The 18,442-nt window shown below is 42.5% G+C and carries 18 protein-coding genes; 16 read left to right on the top strand and 2 right to left on the bottom strand.

The genetic code is table 11. The features are described from left to right. The first annotated feature begins 521 nt into the window (after positions 1-521). The 4 genes from RMX98_RS06630 (at position 522) to RMX98_RS06615 (ending at position 6,001) form a co-directional block, all read left to right on the top strand. Positions 522-3,302, top strand: a complete 2,781-nt coding sequence (locus RMX98_RS06630) for a COR domain-containing protein (RefSeq protein WP_409881234.1) — start codon at positions 522-524, stop codon at positions 3,300-3,302. A gap of 294 nt (positions 3,303-3,596) precedes the next feature. Then, positions 3,597-4,475, top strand: coding sequence for an N-acetylmuramoyl-L-alanine amidase (locus RMX98_RS06625; protein ID WP_409881232.1), 879 nt, complete (start codon positions 3,597-3,599; stop codon positions 4,473-4,475). 125 nt (positions 4,476-4,600) lie between these two features. Continuing rightward, the gene (locus RMX98_RS06620; protein ID WP_409881231.1) at positions 4,601-5,857 is read left to right on the top strand and encodes an FAD-dependent hydroxylase; all 1,257 of its coding nucleotides are present in this window, start codon (positions 4,601-4,603) and stop codon (positions 5,855-5,857) included. A 9-nt stretch (positions 5,858-5,866) separates the two neighbouring features. Continuing rightward, positions 5,867-6,001, top strand: coding sequence for a hypothetical protein (locus RMX98_RS06615; protein WP_409881229.1), 135 nt, complete (start codon positions 5,867-5,869; stop codon positions 5,999-6,001). Positions 6,002-6,058: 57 nt separating this feature from the next. On the opposite strand, the gene RMX98_RS06610 is transcribed toward RMX98_RS06615, so the two are convergent. Continuing rightward, on the bottom strand, positions 6,059-7,579 hold the full coding sequence (locus RMX98_RS06610; RefSeq protein ID WP_409881246.1) for a site-2 protease family protein: 1,521 nt from the start codon (positions 7,577-7,579) through the stop codon (positions 6,059-6,061). Between the two features lie 133 nt (positions 7,580-7,712). Here RMX98_RS06610 and RMX98_RS06605 point away from each other — a divergent pair, with 133 nt between their 5' ends. From RMX98_RS06605 to RMX98_RS06580, 6 genes are all read left to right on the top strand, one after another. Further along, positions 7,713-7,883: a hypothetical protein gene (locus tag RMX98_RS06605; RefSeq protein WP_409881228.1), complete on the top strand. Its 171-nt coding sequence runs from the start codon at positions 7,713-7,715 to the stop codon at positions 7,881-7,883. A gap of 70 nt (positions 7,884-7,953) precedes the next feature. After that, positions 7,954-8,688 (top strand): MBL fold metallo-hydrolase, encoded by a 735-nt coding sequence (locus RMX98_RS06600; RefSeq protein WP_409881245.1) that lies wholly within the window; start codon positions 7,954-7,956, stop codon positions 8,686-8,688. 269 nt (positions 8,689-8,957) lie between these two features. Continuing rightward, positions 8,958-9,827 (top strand): Rpn family recombination-promoting nuclease/putative transposase, encoded by an 870-nt coding sequence (locus RMX98_RS06595; protein ID WP_409881227.1) that lies wholly within the window; start codon positions 8,958-8,960, stop codon positions 9,825-9,827. A gap of 96 nt (positions 9,828-9,923) precedes the next feature. Further along, the gene (locus tag RMX98_RS06590; protein WP_409881244.1) at positions 9,924-10,298 is read left to right on the top strand and encodes an element excision factor XisH family protein; all 375 of its coding nucleotides are present in this window, start codon (positions 9,924-9,926) and stop codon (positions 10,296-10,298) included. Between the two features lie 20 nt (positions 10,299-10,318). Continuing rightward, complete coding sequence (locus tag RMX98_RS06585) at positions 10,319-11,812, top strand: thymidylate synthase (protein WP_409881226.1); 1,494 nt, start codon at positions 10,319-10,321, stop codon at positions 11,810-11,812. Between the two features lie 180 nt (positions 11,813-11,992). Next, the gene (locus tag RMX98_RS06580; RefSeq protein WP_409881225.1) at positions 11,993-12,556 is read left to right on the top strand and encodes a deoxycytidylate deaminase; all 564 of its coding nucleotides are present in this window, start codon (positions 11,993-11,995) and stop codon (positions 12,554-12,556) included. A 62-nt stretch (positions 12,557-12,618) separates the two neighbouring features. On the opposite strand, the gene RMX98_RS06575 is transcribed toward RMX98_RS06580, so the two are convergent. After that, positions 12,619-13,155 carry a P-loop NTPase family protein gene (locus RMX98_RS06575; protein WP_409881223.1) on the bottom strand — a complete coding sequence of 179 codons (537 nt, stop codon included), beginning with the start codon at positions 13,153-13,155 and terminating at the stop codon, positions 12,619-12,621. A gap of 344 nt (positions 13,156-13,499) precedes the next feature. On the opposite strand from RMX98_RS06575, the gene RMX98_RS06570 reads away from it, so the two are divergent. From RMX98_RS06570 to RMX98_RS06545, 6 genes are all read left to right on the top strand, one after another. Beyond that, complete coding sequence (locus tag RMX98_RS06570) at positions 13,500-14,123, top strand: adenylate kinase family protein (RefSeq protein WP_409881221.1); 624 nt, start codon at positions 13,500-13,502, stop codon at positions 14,121-14,123. A 186-nt stretch (positions 14,124-14,309) separates the two neighbouring features. After that, on the top strand, positions 14,310-15,053 hold the full coding sequence (gene rph / locus RMX98_RS06565) for a ribonuclease PH (RefSeq protein ID WP_409881220.1): 744 nt from the start codon (positions 14,310-14,312) through the stop codon (positions 15,051-15,053). A 424-nt stretch (positions 15,054-15,477) separates the two neighbouring features. After that, positions 15,478-16,200, top strand: coding sequence for a 6-phosphogluconolactonase (gene pgl, locus RMX98_RS06560; protein WP_409881219.1), 723 nt, complete (start codon positions 15,478-15,480; stop codon positions 16,198-16,200). A 247-nt stretch (positions 16,201-16,447) separates the two neighbouring features. After that, a complete protein-coding gene (locus tag RMX98_RS06555) occupies positions 16,448-17,323 on the top strand; it encodes an FHA domain-containing protein (RefSeq protein ID WP_409881218.1) in 876 nt (291 codons plus the stop codon). Positions 17,324-17,400: 77 nt separating this feature from the next. Further along, the gene (locus RMX98_RS06550) at positions 17,401-17,532 is read left to right on the top strand and encodes a hypothetical protein (RefSeq protein ID WP_409881217.1); all 132 of its coding nucleotides are present in this window, start codon (positions 17,401-17,403) and stop codon (positions 17,530-17,532) included. Between the two features lie 135 nt (positions 17,533-17,667). Then, complete coding sequence (locus tag RMX98_RS06545; RefSeq protein ID WP_409881216.1) at positions 17,668-18,411, top strand: M50 family metallopeptidase; 744 nt, start codon at positions 17,668-17,670, stop codon at positions 18,409-18,411. Positions 18,412-18,442: the final 31 nt, after the last annotated feature.

The raw sequence follows: 18,442 nt of genomic DNA, 5'->3' as shown, positions 1-18,442 counted from the left end.
GCCCCCCAATTTATCGGGGGGTTGGGGGGATCAATAAGTGCCTAAAATCACAGCCAACCACTTTTCAAACAACCTCTTAGCGCGAAAGCGTAGCGCACCCTTTGAACTCCGTTAACGAACCTTTTATATTCGTGAATGAGTCTTTTAGCTCCGTTAACGAACCTTTTATATTCGTGAATGAACCTTTTATATTCGTGAATGAGTCTTTTAGCTCCGTTAACGAACCTTTTATATTCGTGAACGAACCTTTTATATTCGTGAATGAACCTTTTATATTCTCCGACGAGCTTTTTAGCTCCATTAATGAGCCTCTGAACTCCATTAATGAGTCTTTTATACTCGTAAATAAGTGAATGTTATTGCAAGGGTAGCGATGTCTACGACGGGCTATGCCTACGCACCCCGCTAATTTAAACATGACAGCCGCTTTTATGCACATGAACATACTAATCCATTCTCTAATGCTTAGTTGCGATATACTACTTTAGTAAATATCGCTACAGAGTTGGTGAGGTTTGTAGGTGACAAACGAAGAACTGCTGCAAATTATTGAACAAGCTGCTAAGAAAAAGGCAACAGAGCTAAACCTCTCTAGCAATCAATTAAGTAGTTTACCGCCAGAAATCTGCCAACTCACTAACTTAAAAAGGCTAAACCTTTCTAAAAATCAACTTAGCAGCCTGCCGCCAGAAATCTGCCAACTCACTAACTTGACAGAGTTATCTCTTGCTAACAATCAACTAAGCAGTTTGCCGCCAGAATTTAAACAACTCTCCAACTTGACATGGCTATCGCTTTCTTACAATCAACTTAGCAGCCTGCCGTCAGAAATCTGCCAACTCTCCAATCTGAAGTTGCTATTTATCCATAACAATCAATTAAGCAACCTGCCACCAGAATTTACCCAACTGTTCAACTTAACGGAGCTATCTCTTCATAACAATCAACTGAGCAGCCTGCCGTCAGAAATCTGCCAACTTTCCAACCTGAAGTTACTATTTCTCCATAACAATCAATTAAGCAACCTGCCCCCAGAATTCAGCCAACTCTCCAATCTGGCGGAGCTATCCCTCTCTAATAATACACAGTCACCGCCGCCTGAGATTGTCGCGCAAGGAACACAGGCGATTTTAGTCTATCTCCAGAAGCAGTTGAACAGTAGCCAACGGCAATGGATTTCTAAGTTGCTAGTCGTTGGTGAAGGGGGCGTTGGTAAAACTTCCTTGTTGAGAGCATTACACGGTGAAGAGTTCGACATTAATGAATCCACCACCCACGGCATTGAAATTAAATCCCTTAAATTAACCCATCCTACGCAAGCAGATGTCACTATGTTACTGAACACTTGGGACTTTGGCGGACAGGAAATCTATCATGCTACCCATCAATTCTTCCTTACTAACCGCTCTCTATTCTTGCTAGCCTGGAATACCCGACTGGGATTTGAGCAGGGTAAACTTTACTACTGGCTAGATACCATCACAGCCCTTGCCCCGCAATCTCCAATTTTACTTGTCGCCACCCACATTGACGAACGCGACGCTGATCTTCCCCTAACCGAGTTACGTCACAAGTATCCCCAGATTGTCGAACACTGTAAAATTAGCTCTAAAGTTAGCTTGGGGATTGAAGATATAAGACAGGCAATAGCAAAAGTAGTCGTCAGGTTGCCCTTGATGGGTGAAATCTGGCCTACTGCCTGGTTGAATGCTGCCAATGCCATCCGCTCTAAGTCACAAAAATACATTACACCACAGCAATTGTGGAACATTATGGATGAGTTCAAAGTTGCTGACATCAGCCAGAAAGTGCTAGCACGATGGCTGCATGAATTAGGTGAAATTCTTTACTTTCAAGACAATGAAGAACTTAACGATACCGTTATTCTCAAGCCCCAGTGGGTAACTGAATATATTAGTAAAGTGCTGGAAAGCGAAGACGTAATCAACCGTTTTGGCATTTTCACCCGTCAGGAAATGAATCAACTTTGGCGAGACTTAGAGCCATCCATGCGGGATCACTTCTTGCGCCTCATGGAGCGTTTTGACCTTTCCTATCGTATTCCCGAAAATCGGGATCTCAGCCTGGTTGTGGAACGTTTGCCCTTCGACCCGCCTAATTATGAACAGAAATGGCAGCAAATTAAACAAGCAGGAAAATGCAATGAAATTTCGATGAAATTTAAACTCAATACTATTCCTGCGGGTATTCCCACTTGGTTTATTGCGCGTCAGCACCGCTTCACAACTAACACTCATTGGCGTAACGGTGTCTTATTTGCTTATGAGCAACAACATTTAGCATTAGTGGAAGCTGTTAAAAGCGATCGCTATATTAAATTAACAGTGCGAGGCCCTAACCCTCTGAATTTCTTTGTTCTGCTTCGAGATGGCATCGAACTCACTCTCGCCAGGTTTCCCGGATTAAACATTCAACGCACAATTCCATGTCTTGGTCATAATGGTCAACCATGCACTCACGAATTTGACTATAAACAACTATCGCAACGTTGGGAAAAAAAGAAAGGAAAAATTGAATGCCCAGAAGCGATGGAAGATGTATCAGTGCCAGAACTCTTATATGGCTTAAACTGGAATACTCAAAATGCAGTGTTAGAACGCATTGACCAGTTAGAAAAAACAGTTGTTGACACAGTTGTGGATGGACAAACAGTAATTCTCAATGAATTTAAAAACCTCCTAGAACTGACGCAACGGGGATTTACCAATACATTCCGCCGCGAACAAGCAAAAATTGATTCTCACTGTCCCAATGTCTTTATCCTGCGTCCACATGGCGGTAAAGCTTGGCAAAAGAATCTAACTGGACAGAAATTAGATTTACAACTCTATTGCCAAGCACCGGGTTGTTGGCATCCCACCCAAGAAGGCGGTTTATATGAAATAAATGAACCTGCCAAATGGTTGAGAGTAACTGCACCTTATATTGGTAACTTATTCAAAGTCTTAAAATATGCCGCACCGATAATTGGCCCTTGGCTGGGTGTCGTAGATCCCAAAGAATATGAAACGCTATTCAAAAATGACTTAGAACTATTTAAAGAGGTAGCAGCAAAATTACCCGAACTCAAAGAATTTGAAGATTTAGAATTAGCAGACAAAATTGCTATAGGTGAAGATTTAGATCCAGAACACGCCGATGGTGCGGCTTTACGTGCCTTACGTCAACTTTTAGATGAAAAAGATCCCCAGCAACACTGGGGTGGATTAAAGAACGTCTTGACTCCAGAGGGACATTACCTGTGGCTATGCGAACACCACGCAGCAGAGTATAAACGCTAACCCTTTTAGATTTGAGATTGCGCTTTTGAATTGTAGAGACACAATTCATCAACTATTCAAGCAGTAGCAATGGTTTTAAGAGCATTTAAATAGCTCCATAGACAGAGGAAGCATTTAAAACAATTACTTAGCATTCAACATATACTAGCAACGTATATTTGACTAGAATTAAGGTATTATAGCGATTATTATTTGGATACTATAAGCGGTAGGGGTTTACGGAAGTGCGCCTCTACAACTGACACGCCAGTTTAGCTATAAATTAATATCTACGGTTTTACGGGTATTAGAAAAATGAAGTTTACAGACTGGGTGACTAGGGTGCTACTAATCTGGCTGATGTTTGCCAGTTTAATTGTAGTGCTGCTAATTGGACGAGCTACAAAATTACACAACAATCCGACAATATCCCGTGCAGCCAATCCACAGGTTACAGCTTTCACTCAATATCCCCAAGCCCAATTTCAATCAGCGAAAGAGCCAGAGAAGAAATTTCAAAATGTTATCAAGCCCCCAGTCAAAACTAACCAGCCTGTAGCAAGGTACATAACCACTCAAGCTTTTGCACAGTACAGACCGAGTTATCAAGTTGCTTCAGTAGACCCAAGTAACTATGGAGAACGATATACCCAAGATGTTAACGGCGTTTTTGTCAACAATCAACCAATTATTGTCCTCCATGAAACTGGTTATTCAGCTTCTAGCGCCATTAATTTTTTTCAAGTAGCCCATACTGATGAAAGTGTACAAGCAAGTTACCACGCTTTAATCAAGTTAGATGGAACGGTAGTTTATCTAGTACCCCCAGAAAAGCGGGCTTTTGGTGCAGCTAACTCAGTATTTGAGACTCCACAGGGAGTGGAAACTGTACAGACTAATCCGAATTTGCCTGCGTCGGTGAATAATTTTGCTTATCACGTTTCTTTAGAAACACCGCCAGATAGTTATGACGCTAGCAGCGAACAAACCCATAGCGGCTACACGGAAGCTCAATATCATTCTCTTGCTTGGTTAATTGCTCAAAGTCAAGTTCCAGATCATCGCATTACTACGCACCATTTAGTAGACCGTTCTGGTAAAAAAGTTGACCCGATAAATTTTGATGGTCAGAAATTTCTTAGCTTACTTAATACTTATCGTCAGGTTAGACCAATTTATCGAGTCAGCAAATAATTCAGGAGTCAGAAGTAAAACAGGCATTAAACCTTGCTTATGGATAAAATTTTGAATTGTTAACTTGCTCAAGATGGCGCGATCGCGTCAAAATAAGAGTTAAGACGCTGTAATCTAACTTAACAATGACCATAACGCAGCTTGAGCAAATTTCCCCTCAATTAACACCGCCAAATGAGCGGGGATATGAATATGATTTGGTAATTGTCGGCGGTGGGATTATTGGGTTAACTCTAGCCTCTGCTTTAAAAGATTCTGGTTTGAGTGTCTTGCTAATTGAGGCGAAAGTAGCATCTGCGGCGGTAGCCAAGGGACAAGCTTATGCAGTTCATCAGCTTTCGTCGCTAATTTATCAAGGAATTGGCGTTTGGGACAAAATGTTGCCGCAAATCGCCAAATATTGCCGAGTCCGTCTTTCGGATGCCGATCATCCCGATGTGGTGGAATTTACCACAGATGATATAAATACCCCAGAGTTGGGTTATGTGGCGGAACACCAAGCACTGTTGCAGCCGTTGCAAAATTTTGTCCAAAATTGCCCCAATGTGACTTATTTGTGTCCGGCGGAAGTGGTAAATACGCAATACCAGCAGCGTATAGTCGCCATCGATATTAAAATTGCCGATCAACTAAAGACAGTTCGCAGCAAATTAGTTGTAGCAGCAGATGGATCGCGATCGCCAATTCGGCAAGCGGCTGGAATCAAAACCTCTGGCTGGAAATATTGGCAATCTTGCATCGTCGCCTTTGTCAAACCAGAAAAGCCCCACAAGAACACCGCTTACGAAAGATTTTGGTCTAGCGGCCCCTTTGCAATTTTACCTTTACCGGGGAACCGTTGCCGCATTGTCTGGACTGCCCCTCATGAAGAAGCAAAAGCTTTGTGTGCTTTAAATGACGAGCAATTTTTGGCAGAACTCAGCCGCCGCTATGGCGATCAGATGGGGAAACTGGAATTACTAGGCGATCGCTTTGTTTTTCAGGTACAACTTATGCAAAGCGATCGCTACGTTCTCCCGCGACTAGCATTAATTGGTGATGCGGCACACAATTGCCATCCCGTCGGCGGACAAGGTTTAAATTTGGGCATTCGGGATGCAGCAGCTTTGGCGCAAGTAATTCAAGCAGCCCACAAAGCGGGTAAAGATATTGGTGACATTCAGATTCTCAAAAGTTATGAACGCTGGCGCAAGCTAGAGAATCTGACAATTTTAGGTTTCACCGATTTGTTAGATCGGATGTTTTCTAATAATTTCTTCCCTGTAGTGGTAGTTCGTCGCTTGGGTTTATGGTTTTTGCAGCGAGTACCTGTATTAAAAGTATTTATGCTGAAATTGATGATTGGTTTGAAGGGGCGGACTCCAGAATTAGCAAAACGATAAGGCTTGAGAATGTCATGGAAGAAGACAAACAGAAAACCTCATAGACAAATCTATGGGCTGCAAAAAGAAACGATCGCGATCGCTGATACAGCCAATTTTCCAGAAAGTGAAGTACACAAAGATTCGCCTCAAAGCCAGGTATAAAGCCTGTTTTACTCCCGAATTCTGACTCCTGAATTCTGACTCCTGAATTCTGCTTTTTTAAATTTGCAAAAAGTTAGCGATCGCTTGCGGTAGTGGCAAAATAATTACAATCAACAAAGCCATTGCCAGTAACCCCAAAACGTCACGTTTGTTATCCAATTCAGTAACATCATTCAGCGCAGGTTCATCAATCAACGGCATAAATAATAAGATAATCGCCCACACCAAAAATTCTTCTCGTACTAAAGCCAGTAATAGCAACAATACACGAGCAATTTGACCAATTATGAGCGCAGTTCGTTGTCCAAACATTGCATGGACAATGTGACCTCCATCTAGTTGTCCCACAGGCATTAAATTTAATGCTGTGACAATTAGTCCCAAAAAACCTGCTACTGCAACTGGATGCAAGTCGAGGGCTGATTTTGCTGTTAACTGACTTCCCAAAGCTAACTTCGAGAGTAACGCCAGTAAAATTGAATACTTGGGATTGAGGGCATCAGGATTCAAAAGTCGGGTTTTTTCAGTCAGGGAAACTATATCAGAATGAGCCAAGCCCCATATTAGTAATGGCAAGGTAACAACAAAACCTGCAAGTGGCCCAGCGATACTAATATCAAATAAAGCTTTGCGGTTGGGAATGGGACTACGCATCTGAATAAATGCGCCAAAAGTTCCCAAGAAGAAAGGCACGGGTATAAAGTAAGGCAACGTCGAGCGAATCTTGTAAAATCTCGCTGTCAAATAATGCCCAAGTTCATGAATGCCCAAAATAGTCATTAGTCCTAAAGCATAAGGTAATCCTTTGAATAAAACATTTGGGTTAGATAGAAGTGAGAACAAAGAGCCAATATTCCATATCGGCGGCAGAGTAACACCAGCAATTTCCACACCAACCAAGGTAGTAGTTAGTAAAGTAGCTACTAGTAGTAGAAGCGCTAATCCTGGACGAGTTAAGCGTTCCTGGTCGCGTCGTGGTGTATTTTTCTCTTTAGCAGCTTGAACATTGGGAACCAAGACAAAGAAAGGTTTGTCATTTAACCCCTCTTGAAAGATTAGCAAGAAGCGATCACCAAATTGTGCTTCAATATTAGTCTTAATCTGCTGGTAAGCATTGCTAGCTTTAGTTCGCAACTGACCACGGCAAATTACAGATTGGGGTCGATACTCAATATTTTGAACGTAATATACAGACCAAGGAAAACAATTCCGCAGTAAGGTTTCTTCCGTTGGTTCAATAGGACGCACTATTGGTTCTGGGGTAGGCTGGATAGTCGGCTGTGATTCTGGGGCTTGGGTTTGGGCTTGCGTCTGTGTATCTCTTGGTACTTGACGCCCCCAGTGAAACAACGTCCAGTACAACACTGTGCAGACAAATATCGACCAGATGATCAACGCCGGCGGCGGAGGTTGTTTCGCCCCATAGATTAGCGTCCATCCACTCAACAGAAATGCTGGTGTCATTAAAACCAGCCACAACAACCATACTGGTGTTCGGGTGATGTGAGCGACGCTGTGCTGCACCATAAAATAAGTAGCTAGCCCCAGCAGGAGAATAAACAGAAACCAAAATGCCATGTTATCTACAGTAATTTTGACAAAACGCTCCACCAGTAGCTTCAGCACCATAGCATTAACTACAAGGCAGACCTCCCAATTTTATAAGAGAGGCAGGATGCAAAAGGCAGGAGGCAACAGGAAAGAATTATGAATGAAAACTTTAGTTCTGGGTCAAAAACCCAGTTTAAAAAGAAAGAAAAATTGGATCGAACGTCAAGCGCTACGAGATACAAAGCTTTCACAGCCTCAGCCCCACGCTTTTAATAGTGGGTTACTCTTGCCTCCTGAATCACAACGGTTAACAGTGCTGGTTAACGCTTAAGTTTCAACTCTTGAGAATTTCCACACTGCAACCAGATTGTCCACAACTCCTCAGATTCGGTTCTTTGATTATGTGCCCTTTACCTCAACAGCAAAGTCATACAACTAAACCACCACGGGCTGTGTTCCCTGACGAAGTTCTTCGCGCAGGTACTCTGCAATCGGACTTCGCACAAGAGAGCATTTTTGCTTTTCCACCCAATCGGGACACATTAGGGGGAACCTCTTATTTTATTGTAAGAAATGAAGGCAATATCCTCATAGATTGCCCTGCACTAGAGCAAACAAATCAAGATTTTTTAGGAACCTATGGAGGCGTGCGTTGGTTATTTCTCACCTATCGAGGCGCGATTGGCAAGACTGCTGAATTTCAGCAAACCTTTGGCTGCGAGGTGCTGATTCAAGAGCAAGAAGCTTATTTATTACCAGGCTTAACCTTAACTACCTTCAGGCAAGAATTTACACTTGATGCAGCAACACAAGTTATTTGGACACCAGGTCATTCTCCCGGCTCATCTTGTCTTTACTACAGTAAACTTGGAGGTATCTTGTTTTCTGGTCGCCATTTACTCCCAAACCAGCATGGGCAACCAGTACCATTACGGGCAGCCAAAACCTTTCACTGGCCAAGGCAACTTAACAGTCTTCAGATCTTATTAGAACGTTTTACACCAGAAAGTCTCCGGTACATTTGCCCAGGAGCTAATACAGGCTTTCTTAGAGGTAAACGATTCATAGATCAAGCTTATCAACGCCTCGCCTCTCTGGATTTACAAGCTTTGTTGCCGATACAACCTCTACTTTAGAGTTTGGCATCTCATACAGTGCGTTTCTTGAGTGTATCGGGTGATGGTTCTTTGCGATCGCATCTCATATCCCCCGTTAGTTTAACCTTGGCAACAGATGCAGCGAAATGGTATGCGTCTAGGTAAGGCGAGGTCAGTACCCCAGATAATGGCTAATCGGCCTCATTACGATCGTGCGAAAGTTGACATAATTTGCGGTAGGATAAGGCGAAGCGATTATCCTCGGATTTATTGGGTTTGATTTAGGGCGATCGCATCTATTTTTTTTGATGAACAAAGCTGTCGATGTTAGCACTAAAAAATTAATCAGCCTTGCACCAAATAATTGGGCAAAATGGGTGACAGGAATACCCGACATTGTTACAGGCGAAATCTTAAATACAGAATTCCAATGGATTAGCCGACAAAGCGATGTTGTAATTCAGGCTGAAAGTCCGCAATACGGAAAATTTCTCATTCTCAATGAGTTGCAATTACGCCACACATCAGAAATGCCGCGTCGGATGCGTGCTTATGCTGCCCTTGCGGAAGAAAAATATAAACTACAAACCTACCCTGTACTGATTAACATTCTCAAAATCAGCAACAGTCAAATACCTACAAGCTTTGCATCCAATTTTATCGGGCTAAGAGCAATTCAAGATTACCGCGTAATCAACCTTTGGGAAGTTGACGTAAATATTGCTTTTGAGACGCCGTTACCGTCGCTGCTTCCCTTTGTACCAATTCTCAAAGGCGGAGAAAACGAGTCTACAATAAGGGAAGCATTACGAATGCTACGTGCTGATGAGCAATTAAATCAACTAGAGACAGTTCTGGCATTTTTTGCGACCTTTGTATTAGAAAGTGCTTTAGTTCAGGAAATCATGAGGTGGGATATGACAGTCTTAAGAGAATCACCTTGGTATCAAGAAATTTTACGTGAGGGACTAGCACGAGGACAAGCAGAAGGAGAAGCACGAGGACAAGTACGTGGAATAATCTCTAGTATCGAAACAAGTTTAGAGGCGAAATTTGGCAGGGCTGGTTTAGAGTTGATGTCGCAAATTTCGCAAATTTCTGACTTGGAGCAATTGAAAGAGATTTTACGGAGGATTGTTGTAGCAAATACAATTCAAGAATTACGGAATGTTTTGTAGGGTAAAGCGATCGCTCCAACTCCTGCCTGAGAGCTAAAATATGATGAAAGTTTAGACTATAAAATTTTCGAGTTATTACACTTAAAATTTTAATGAATATCTGCAAGAGATATTTTCCATAATTTAGTTAGATTGGCTTTGCAAAAAGATGGCTGGACAATTACACACGATCCACTGTCTATTGATTTAGCAGATGGACAATTGCAAATCGATCTGGGTGCAGAACGGTTAATTGCTGCCCAAAAACAAGACGAAAGAATTGCTGTAGAAATCAAGAGTTTTGTTGTTCCTTCTGCGATTTCCGAGTTTCATACAGCTTTAGGACAATGTTTAAATTATCGAGTTGCACTAAAACTAAAAGAACCAGAGCGAGTTCTCTATTTAGCATGGGATAAAGCAAGCGATCGCACTCTAATTTTTGGGTTGTATTCAGTGCAATTTAGATTTAGTGATACGATAGAAGATCGTTAATTTTTTAATTTTAGCCAATCATGACAGCAACGGGTAAGGCAACCCAATTCGAGTACAAAGCACTGCACAAGCCCAACCAGCTTATTTATGGTCTAGGTCAGACGGCAGTGATTACAGGATGGACAGTAAAGCAGGCGATCGCTAAACACTTGCAATCGCAAGAGTATGCTGTAATTGGGCAACTATACTCGCCCACAAGGGGGATAAACTTACTGATTCGCAATTTGCTATTTAATCCCCACGTCCGCTTTTTGGTTGTTCTCAATGCCACAAGGGAAGATAATAACGCGGGTGCGTGTCAGTGCTTGCTAGACTTTTTCCGTAATGGCTTTGAAGAAGGTGTTTGTGATACTGGGTTGCGTTGCTGGATAATTCGCTCCCCTATACCTGGATATATTGATATGGAGGTGAAAGCTAGTGCTTTAGAACACCTACGGCATTCTGTAGATTTCAAAGAAGCCAAATCAATTGTTGAGGCAGTTAGTCTAGTTAAATCTTATGCCCAATTAGAGGAACTTTCTCCTTGGGGTTCACGGTTAGAATTTCCCATGTCTCTCGTTGAGCCAAGTGTTTTACCAGGGCCACGCTACGGACACCGAATAGAAGGTAAGACCATAGCCGAAACTTGGGTAAAAATCATTCATCGCATTAAGACAACAGGAACAATTAGACCAACTGGCTATGATGGGCAATGGCAAGAATTGATTGATTTAATGGCAATTATTACTGATGAGCCTGTTGACTTTTATTTTCCCGATCCGAATTATTTGCCAATTGATCGCCTTTTTCTTAAAGAATACGTTTCGCAGATTTTAGATGATGCACCTTATAGGGAAGGTTTGAAATATACTTATGGTCAACGTTTACGTTCCTGGTTTGAGCGGGATCAAATTGACCAGGTAATTCAGAAGTTAATTGGAGAAATTGATGCCGCTAGTGCAGTTATGAATTTATGGGATGTAAAAGACCATGAAAAAGGTGGTAGTCCTTGTCTAAATCATATTTGGTTGAGAGTGGTTGATAATGAATTATCATTAACTGCAACTCTTAGAAGTAATGATATGTTTGCTGCGTGGCCTGCAAATGCTTTTGCGTTGAGGGCTTTGCAACAACATATTAGGGATGAAATTGCTCAACGTTCTGAGTATGACTTGAAAATGGGGCCACTCATAACTATTAGTCAGTCTGCTCATATATATGATGATACCTGGGACAATGCAGAGAGGCTAATTGCAAATCAATACGCTGCAATTTTTAATCAGCGAAGCTATTATGACCCCTCCGGCAATTTCCTAATTGAGGTTGATGGCAAAGAGATAGTCGTTACTCACACAACCCCTGGTAGTGGTGAGGTGATTAAGTCTTATCGTGGGAAAAATCCCCTTAGCCTATTAAGAGAGATTTGTGCTAGCTCTCCAGCAATTCAGCCTGAACATACTGGTTATTTAGGTATCGAACTGCAAAAGGCTAGTAACTGTATTAAAAGTGGCAAGCCTTACATTCAGGATCAGTAAGTAATAAATCTGTAATTTCTATAAATAAACAGCAATGCTAAGGTGGATATCATCAGGCTAAATATATCAAGTAATTTGCAACACACCAGAATATAAATTAAAATTCGTATATAAAAGTAGTATTTTATACAGTTGCCATTGTCAGCAACACACCAGAATAAGGTTTGAAATTGACAGATTATGCAAGATATTTCCCCAATCGCCGAACCCCATCAAAGACCAACATGGGATGAATACTTTCTAATGTTGGCTAAACTTGCAGCAACTCGCTCAACGTGTTTAGCTTTTCCCGTGGGTGCTGTAATTGTGAAAAACAAGCAGGTGGTGGCAACAGGTTACAATGGCTCACCATCGGGTTCGGCACATTGTACGACTCAGGGCTACTGTTATCCAGGATTGAGTAGCTGTGATGCTAGTAAAACTTTACCATCAAGGGCTGTACACGCGGAAGCAAATGCGATCGCACAAGCCGCAAAGCATGGTACGTCTACAGATGGTGCAAGTATTTACGTCACTCTAGAACCTTGTCTGTCTTGTTTGAAATTAATTATCTCCGCAGGGATTAAGGAAGTGTTTTATGAAACTTCTTTCAACAGTGGGGAGAAGGTCTTAGTGAGAGATTCTTTTGTCAATGAAAGTTTAGTCACCTTTAAACAGATTCAGTTATCTGAATTAATAGCACAACAAGCTGCTCAATTTCTCCTCAATCCGACATCTGTTGCTAGAACAGCAAGGTGTGTTTAAGAACATTAACACACCTTCTTCTTGAAGATTATTAAATCCAAAATCTCAAATTCTGAGATTGTTTAAGGTCGATAACTCCGGCGGATTTCTGTAATTTGATCTGCCACATCCAAGAGAGATTTCGGCATCTCTGGCCCTGTAAGAATGATATCGACGTGAAGAGGGCGTTTTGCCAGAAACGCTAAAACTTCCGTTTCTGGAATTAAACCAAAGTTAATCGCTAAACTTAACTCATCTAACACCACGAGAGAATACTTACTCTCACACACTACTTTTTGCGTATATTGCCACAGCTTTTGTAAAGATTGATTTTCCGTATCATCTAGATGTGGCGTATCGATACAACGAGGCAAATCACAGCGAATCCAATCTAAATTTTGTCCTAATTTTATAGGTCTTTCCTGTCCTTGACGAATACCTCCTTTGAGGAACTGCACTATTAATACTGGCGTTCCTTGTCCAGCTATTCTCAGTGATTGAGCCATCACGGTCGTAAAAAAGTTGCGATGAGAACTAGTGAAAACTTGTACTAGTCCTTCAACTGGATATGGTAGGGTTAGGGTTGAATTGATACTTTGAGTTTCTAGCTGGGCAACCATAAGGTTAAGTTCAAAAAAATACAATAAGTTAAGCGTTCTTGCTGGCGATAATTCTGACAAATTTGCCTGTATAATCAATCTGTTTTTCACAGGGGTGGTGGATTTGGCAAATTGCATTCTTAGTCAAACACTACGTTTGTATTCAAGTCAAGAGTTATTTTGATTTAAATTTTCGTCTTTTCTCGGAAAGGAGTTGTAAAAATAAAAACATCAGAGTTACAGTTCCAATTATTTAACAAAGCTAGGCAGAACGTCTAAAAATCTCTCAATGTTACATTTAGCGGTTGTTTGGGCAAAACAAACTTAGCGAGTAGTGAATTTGACAGGATGAGGAGTAAATTGTTGTGAGATTGGTGATTCTGGGAGGTTCAGGATCGGGTAAAAGCACTCAAGCACAAAGGCTTTGCAGATACTTTGATATTCCTTTGATTTCCACAGGTGGGATTTTACGGGAAGCAATATCTGGCAATCAGCCCCTACCAGAATTTCGATGGCTGGAAGGCGATCCCCGGACTTCTCTTTCGGTTTACGCTAGCTTGAGTGAACTAGGCTACCACGCACGACCCTACATGCAAAAAGGGGAGTTAGTTCCAGACGAAATGATCATTGAATTGATCCGAATACGCCTCAGACAACCAGATATTAACTGCGATTGGGTGTTAGAAGGCTATCCCCGCACTGCCTTCCAAGCTGAAGAATTAGATTTTTTATTGGATGATTTAGGGCAAAGATTAGATTGGGCAATTTATCTCCAAGTCCCAGAAGCAGTAATGGTTAGCCGATCCTTGGGGCGATCGCTACCAGATGACCAACCAGAAATCGTGCAGCGCCGTGTAGAATTATTCTACGATCGCACCATTCCCATCCTAGAATATTACGACCGTCGTCGCTGCTTGTTGACCATCAACGGCGACCAGTCACCAGAGATGGTGCAGCAAAATATTTTGACTCTACTTTCAGTTCCTTAGATAAAGAAGCAGGGGAGGCAGGGGAAGCAACAAGAGAGGGGAAAAGGTTAAAGGTTAAAGGTTAAAGGGTAAAGGATGAAGAAATAAACCCTTTCCCCCTTACCCATTCCCCTTTACCCTTCTTACCAATGCCCAATAACACTAAGGTAATCTTAAGGCAGTATTGTAAAACTTGAGGCAACTCCAATGGCTTGGCAGCGTCCTGACGGTCGTCTTCCTCACGAACTACGTCCGATCAGCTTTCACCCCAGTTTCACCCGCTTTGCCCCCGGTTCTGTTCTCGCAAGATGCGGTGATACTCAGGTACTTTGTACCGTTAGCGTTAATAAGGGAGTTCCAAAGTTTCTTGAAGGAACTGGTAAAGGCTGGTTAACTGCTGAGTACCGAATGTTACCATCTGCTACTCAAAAACGCCAAGAAAGAGAATTATTGAAATTATCTGGACGGACGCAAGAAATTCAACGTTTAATTGGACGTAGCTTACGCGCAGCAGTGGATTTTGAGGCACTGGGAGAACGGACGCTGACTGTAGATGCTGATGTGTTACAAGCAGATGCTGGAACTCGGACAACAGCGATTACAGGCTCGTTTGTAGCGTTGGCTCATGCAATTTCTAAATTGTTGCTTGAAGGCGTGTTGGAGCGATCGCCTTTGTGTGGACAGGTAGCAGCAGTTTCCGTAGGATTACTGGAGGGAGAGCCATTTTTGGATCTAGATTATATTGAAGATGTGGCTGCAACAGTAGATTTTAATGTGGTAATGAATCAACATTTGGGAATCATTGAAATCCAGGGAACAGGTGAAGAAGGCAGCTTTAGCCGCGCTCAGTTGGATCAACTGCTAGATGTCGCCCAAAACGGAATTCAGGAATTGTTAATTGCCCAACGTGAAGCGATCGCTGACTGGAAAACGCTGTTTGTGATTAATTAGTTTTATTAAGAAGAATTCAGAACTCAGGAGCAAAGCTGGAAACGTTTCCGTTGCTTTGGTCAGAATTCAGGTAAAATATTCTTCCAGGTATTACTCGTCGCTTCACACGTGCAGTAATAACCAATTCTGAATTCTGACTCCTGATTCTTGTTTTATATTAATTTTTAATAAGAATTAATAAATGTATCCTCTGTGGCGTCAGTCAACCAAGTATCAAGTAACTGGGTGTAAATAAAAATAATCATCAGAGCGGCTAGTAGTTAGTACAACTGACTACTGACAACTTACCGTTAAAGGTGATAAAGAGCGTCTACGTTTTCTAGCCTACTGAATCCACGATGTTAAATGTTTCAAAAGTTAAAAAGGAGGATTGTAATAAGTTCGGTATTGTATTGCCAGAAGCCAGCAATATGATGATGAAGCCATGAACAAAACCGTTGAAGTTCTACCGGATCAGCCAGCGCTGGTTGCACGAGCGCTAGAATTAATTCTGTCAAAGTTAAAAACTGCCATTGAGCAGCGTGGACGGTTTACCATCGCCTTATCTGGCGGCAGTACACCTAAGCCGTTATACGAAGCGCTCGCTACTCAAAAACTGCCTTGGGATAAAATTCATATATTCTGGGGAGATGAGCGTTACGTACCACCAGATCACCCCGATAGCAATGAATTGATGACACGTCGTGCATGGCTAAACCATGTTGACATCCCAACTGCTAACATTCACCCCGTACCAACCTTAGAAGCCAATCCAGAACTGGCTGCTGCCAAGTATGAACAAGAACTCAAAGAATTTTTCAATACTTCTGGGGTCGAGTTTCCCGCATTGGATGTAGTATTACTAGGAATGGGTGATGATGCACATACTGCATCTTTGTTTCCGCACACAGAAGCTCTCAAAGTACGCGATCGCCTAGTTACCGTGGGTAATAAAGACGGAAACCCCAGGATAAGTTTCACATACCCCTTCATCAATTCTGCTCGTAGCGTGATTTTTCTGGTTGCTGGTGCTAATAAACGACCAGCTTTAGCGCAAGTCTTTGCACCTGTAGCCGATGACTTCACTTACCCATCCCGTTTAATTCAGCCCCAAGGAGAACTTTGGTGGCTGCTAGATGCGGCAGCAGGTTTGGAACTCCAACATTGAAGAATGGGGAATGGGGCAAAACCATTCGGGTAAGGAAAAGGGAAAGGGACAAGGAGGGAAGAGGGAGCTTTCCTTTCCCCTTTGCCCCTTGCCCTTTCCCCTTTGGCGTTGCCATCTCCCCCTGCCTCCCCTGCTCCATTTACCCGTATCAAATCGGCAGTAATTGCTAAAATCTAAAGCTAGGGCCGCCCTCTGCTTGCCAGTCCTACTTATATTTATGATGATCTTGAACAAAGGCTAAATATCGATGATCGTCTGCCCTAATTGCAATCATCCCAACCCTGATGGTGCTGTCCAGTGTGAAGCTTGCTATACACCGTTACCCGCGACTACTAATTGTCCCAGTTGTGGGGCAACCGTGCAGGCAGATGCTGCATTCTGCGGTCAGTGTGGCTACAACCTTCACTCCGCAGGAGTTCCACACGTTCATGCGGCAACAGTAGCTACAACAGTTACTCCTGATGTTCCTGTGGAAGTACCGCCGTTAGTTCCACCAGATCCACTGTTAGAACTTTTACAACCAGATGCTTTGGGAATGAGTAAATCTACTAACTCACATCCCCCCGAATCATCTTTACCACCAACAGAGGTAGCAGTTCCTCCAGAACCAGCGCCACAAATACCTGTTACACCAAGCAGTCCCCCAGAACCAACGCCAACCATCGCAGCTCAACCTGTAGTCTCTATACAAAGTATTCCTACTCCACCACCTTTGGAACCAGCGCCAGCCTCCCAAGCCGAAGTACCCCCACCAGCAACACCAATTGCAACTGCGGCCAGAACGCAATTGCAGCAGGTTACAGCACGGTTAATCCACGTTCAAAGCGATCGCTTAATTGAATTGCCGCAAAATGTCTCTGTGATTCATATCGGCAAGCCGAATGACCGAATTCCTCCAGATATAGATGTTTCAGGGTTTCCCAATTCTGAAATTGTCTCGCGGATTCATGCAGATATTCGCGTTGAAGGAGATGCCCATTATGTAGAGGATGTGGGAAGTTCTAATGGCACTTACATTAATAATTTGCCACTTTTACCGGGGAACCGTCATCGCTTGCGACCAGGCGATCGCATCAGCTTGGGTAAAGGAGATTTGATGACATTCCTGTTTCAACTTGCTTAACCGATTCTCACTTAATTGTGACATCGGTCTAAGTATTTTCTGATCATCCTCCGACATCCACTTTGGAGGATAAACACTTGAATCGTATCAGACAAGCGACGGATGGCTATGTTGTTCTTGATAGCGTCATAGTTTACAGCCGTCGCTTCGAGGTGCGAATTGTTGCATTCCTCAGCAACCCTAATACCTCAATAATTACATTAGGATAGATGAAAATACACTGTCAATCTTAGATTGAAGGAATAATCTATAATTTCAAATCTAAAATTGAATACCCACGAATTAATCGGGGGGATAATGTTAATTTCAAAATCTAAAATCTAAAATCTAAAATTGAGTGACCTATGAGGGAATCAAACAAAAATTTTGAAACCTTACTGACTAAAGAAGCCCCGCCAGTTGTTGAACGTATGGGGCTAACCTGGCTAGTTGCAGCAGCGATCACAACTGCTTTACTGTGGCAAGTACCAGGAGGGGATTATATCTTATACCCATTTACAATTCTGGCAACTTGGTTTCATGAAATGGGTCATGGCTTAATGGCACTCCTGTTAGGGGGACAGTTTCAGAAATTAGAGATTTTTAGCAATGGTTCCGGTGTCGCAACGTATGGCATCCGGTCGTCATTGGGGCCAATTGTCCCAGCAATAATCGCCGCAGCTGGGCCAATGGGGCCACCTCTTGCTGGTGCAGCTTTGATTCTGGCTTCCCGCAGTTTTACAACAGCTTCTCTAAGTTTAAAAATCTTAGGCAGTTTTTTGCTGTTTTCCACATTAATTTGGGTGCGTTCCTGGTTTGGATTGGTGGCAATTCCCTTACTGGGTTTAATAATCTTAGGTATCGCCCTAAAAGCCCCTCGCTGGGCGCAAGGGTTTGTCATCCAATTTCTGGGCGTACAAGCTTGTGTAAGTACGTACCATCAACTTGATTATCTATTTAGTAGTTCTGCTGGCCCCCTTGGTGCTTCTGATACAGCGCAAATGCAGCGCTATTTGCTTTTACCTTACTGGTTTTGGGGCGGGTTAATGGCGATCGCATCTTTGGTGATTTTAATCCAAAGTCTCCGCGTTGCCTATCGTTCGGAGTAATCAGTAAAAAACACCATCAAAAGGCGATTGA

Origin of the sequence: Nostoc sp. DedQUE02, from assembly GCF_034531035.1 — a bacterium.
Classification (GTDB): Bacteria; Cyanobacteriota; Cyanobacteriia; order Cyanobacteriales; family Nostocaceae; genus Nostoc.
The sequence above is the reverse complement of the archived record's forward strand: the minus strand, read 5'-3'. Positions and strand labels throughout refer to the sequence as shown.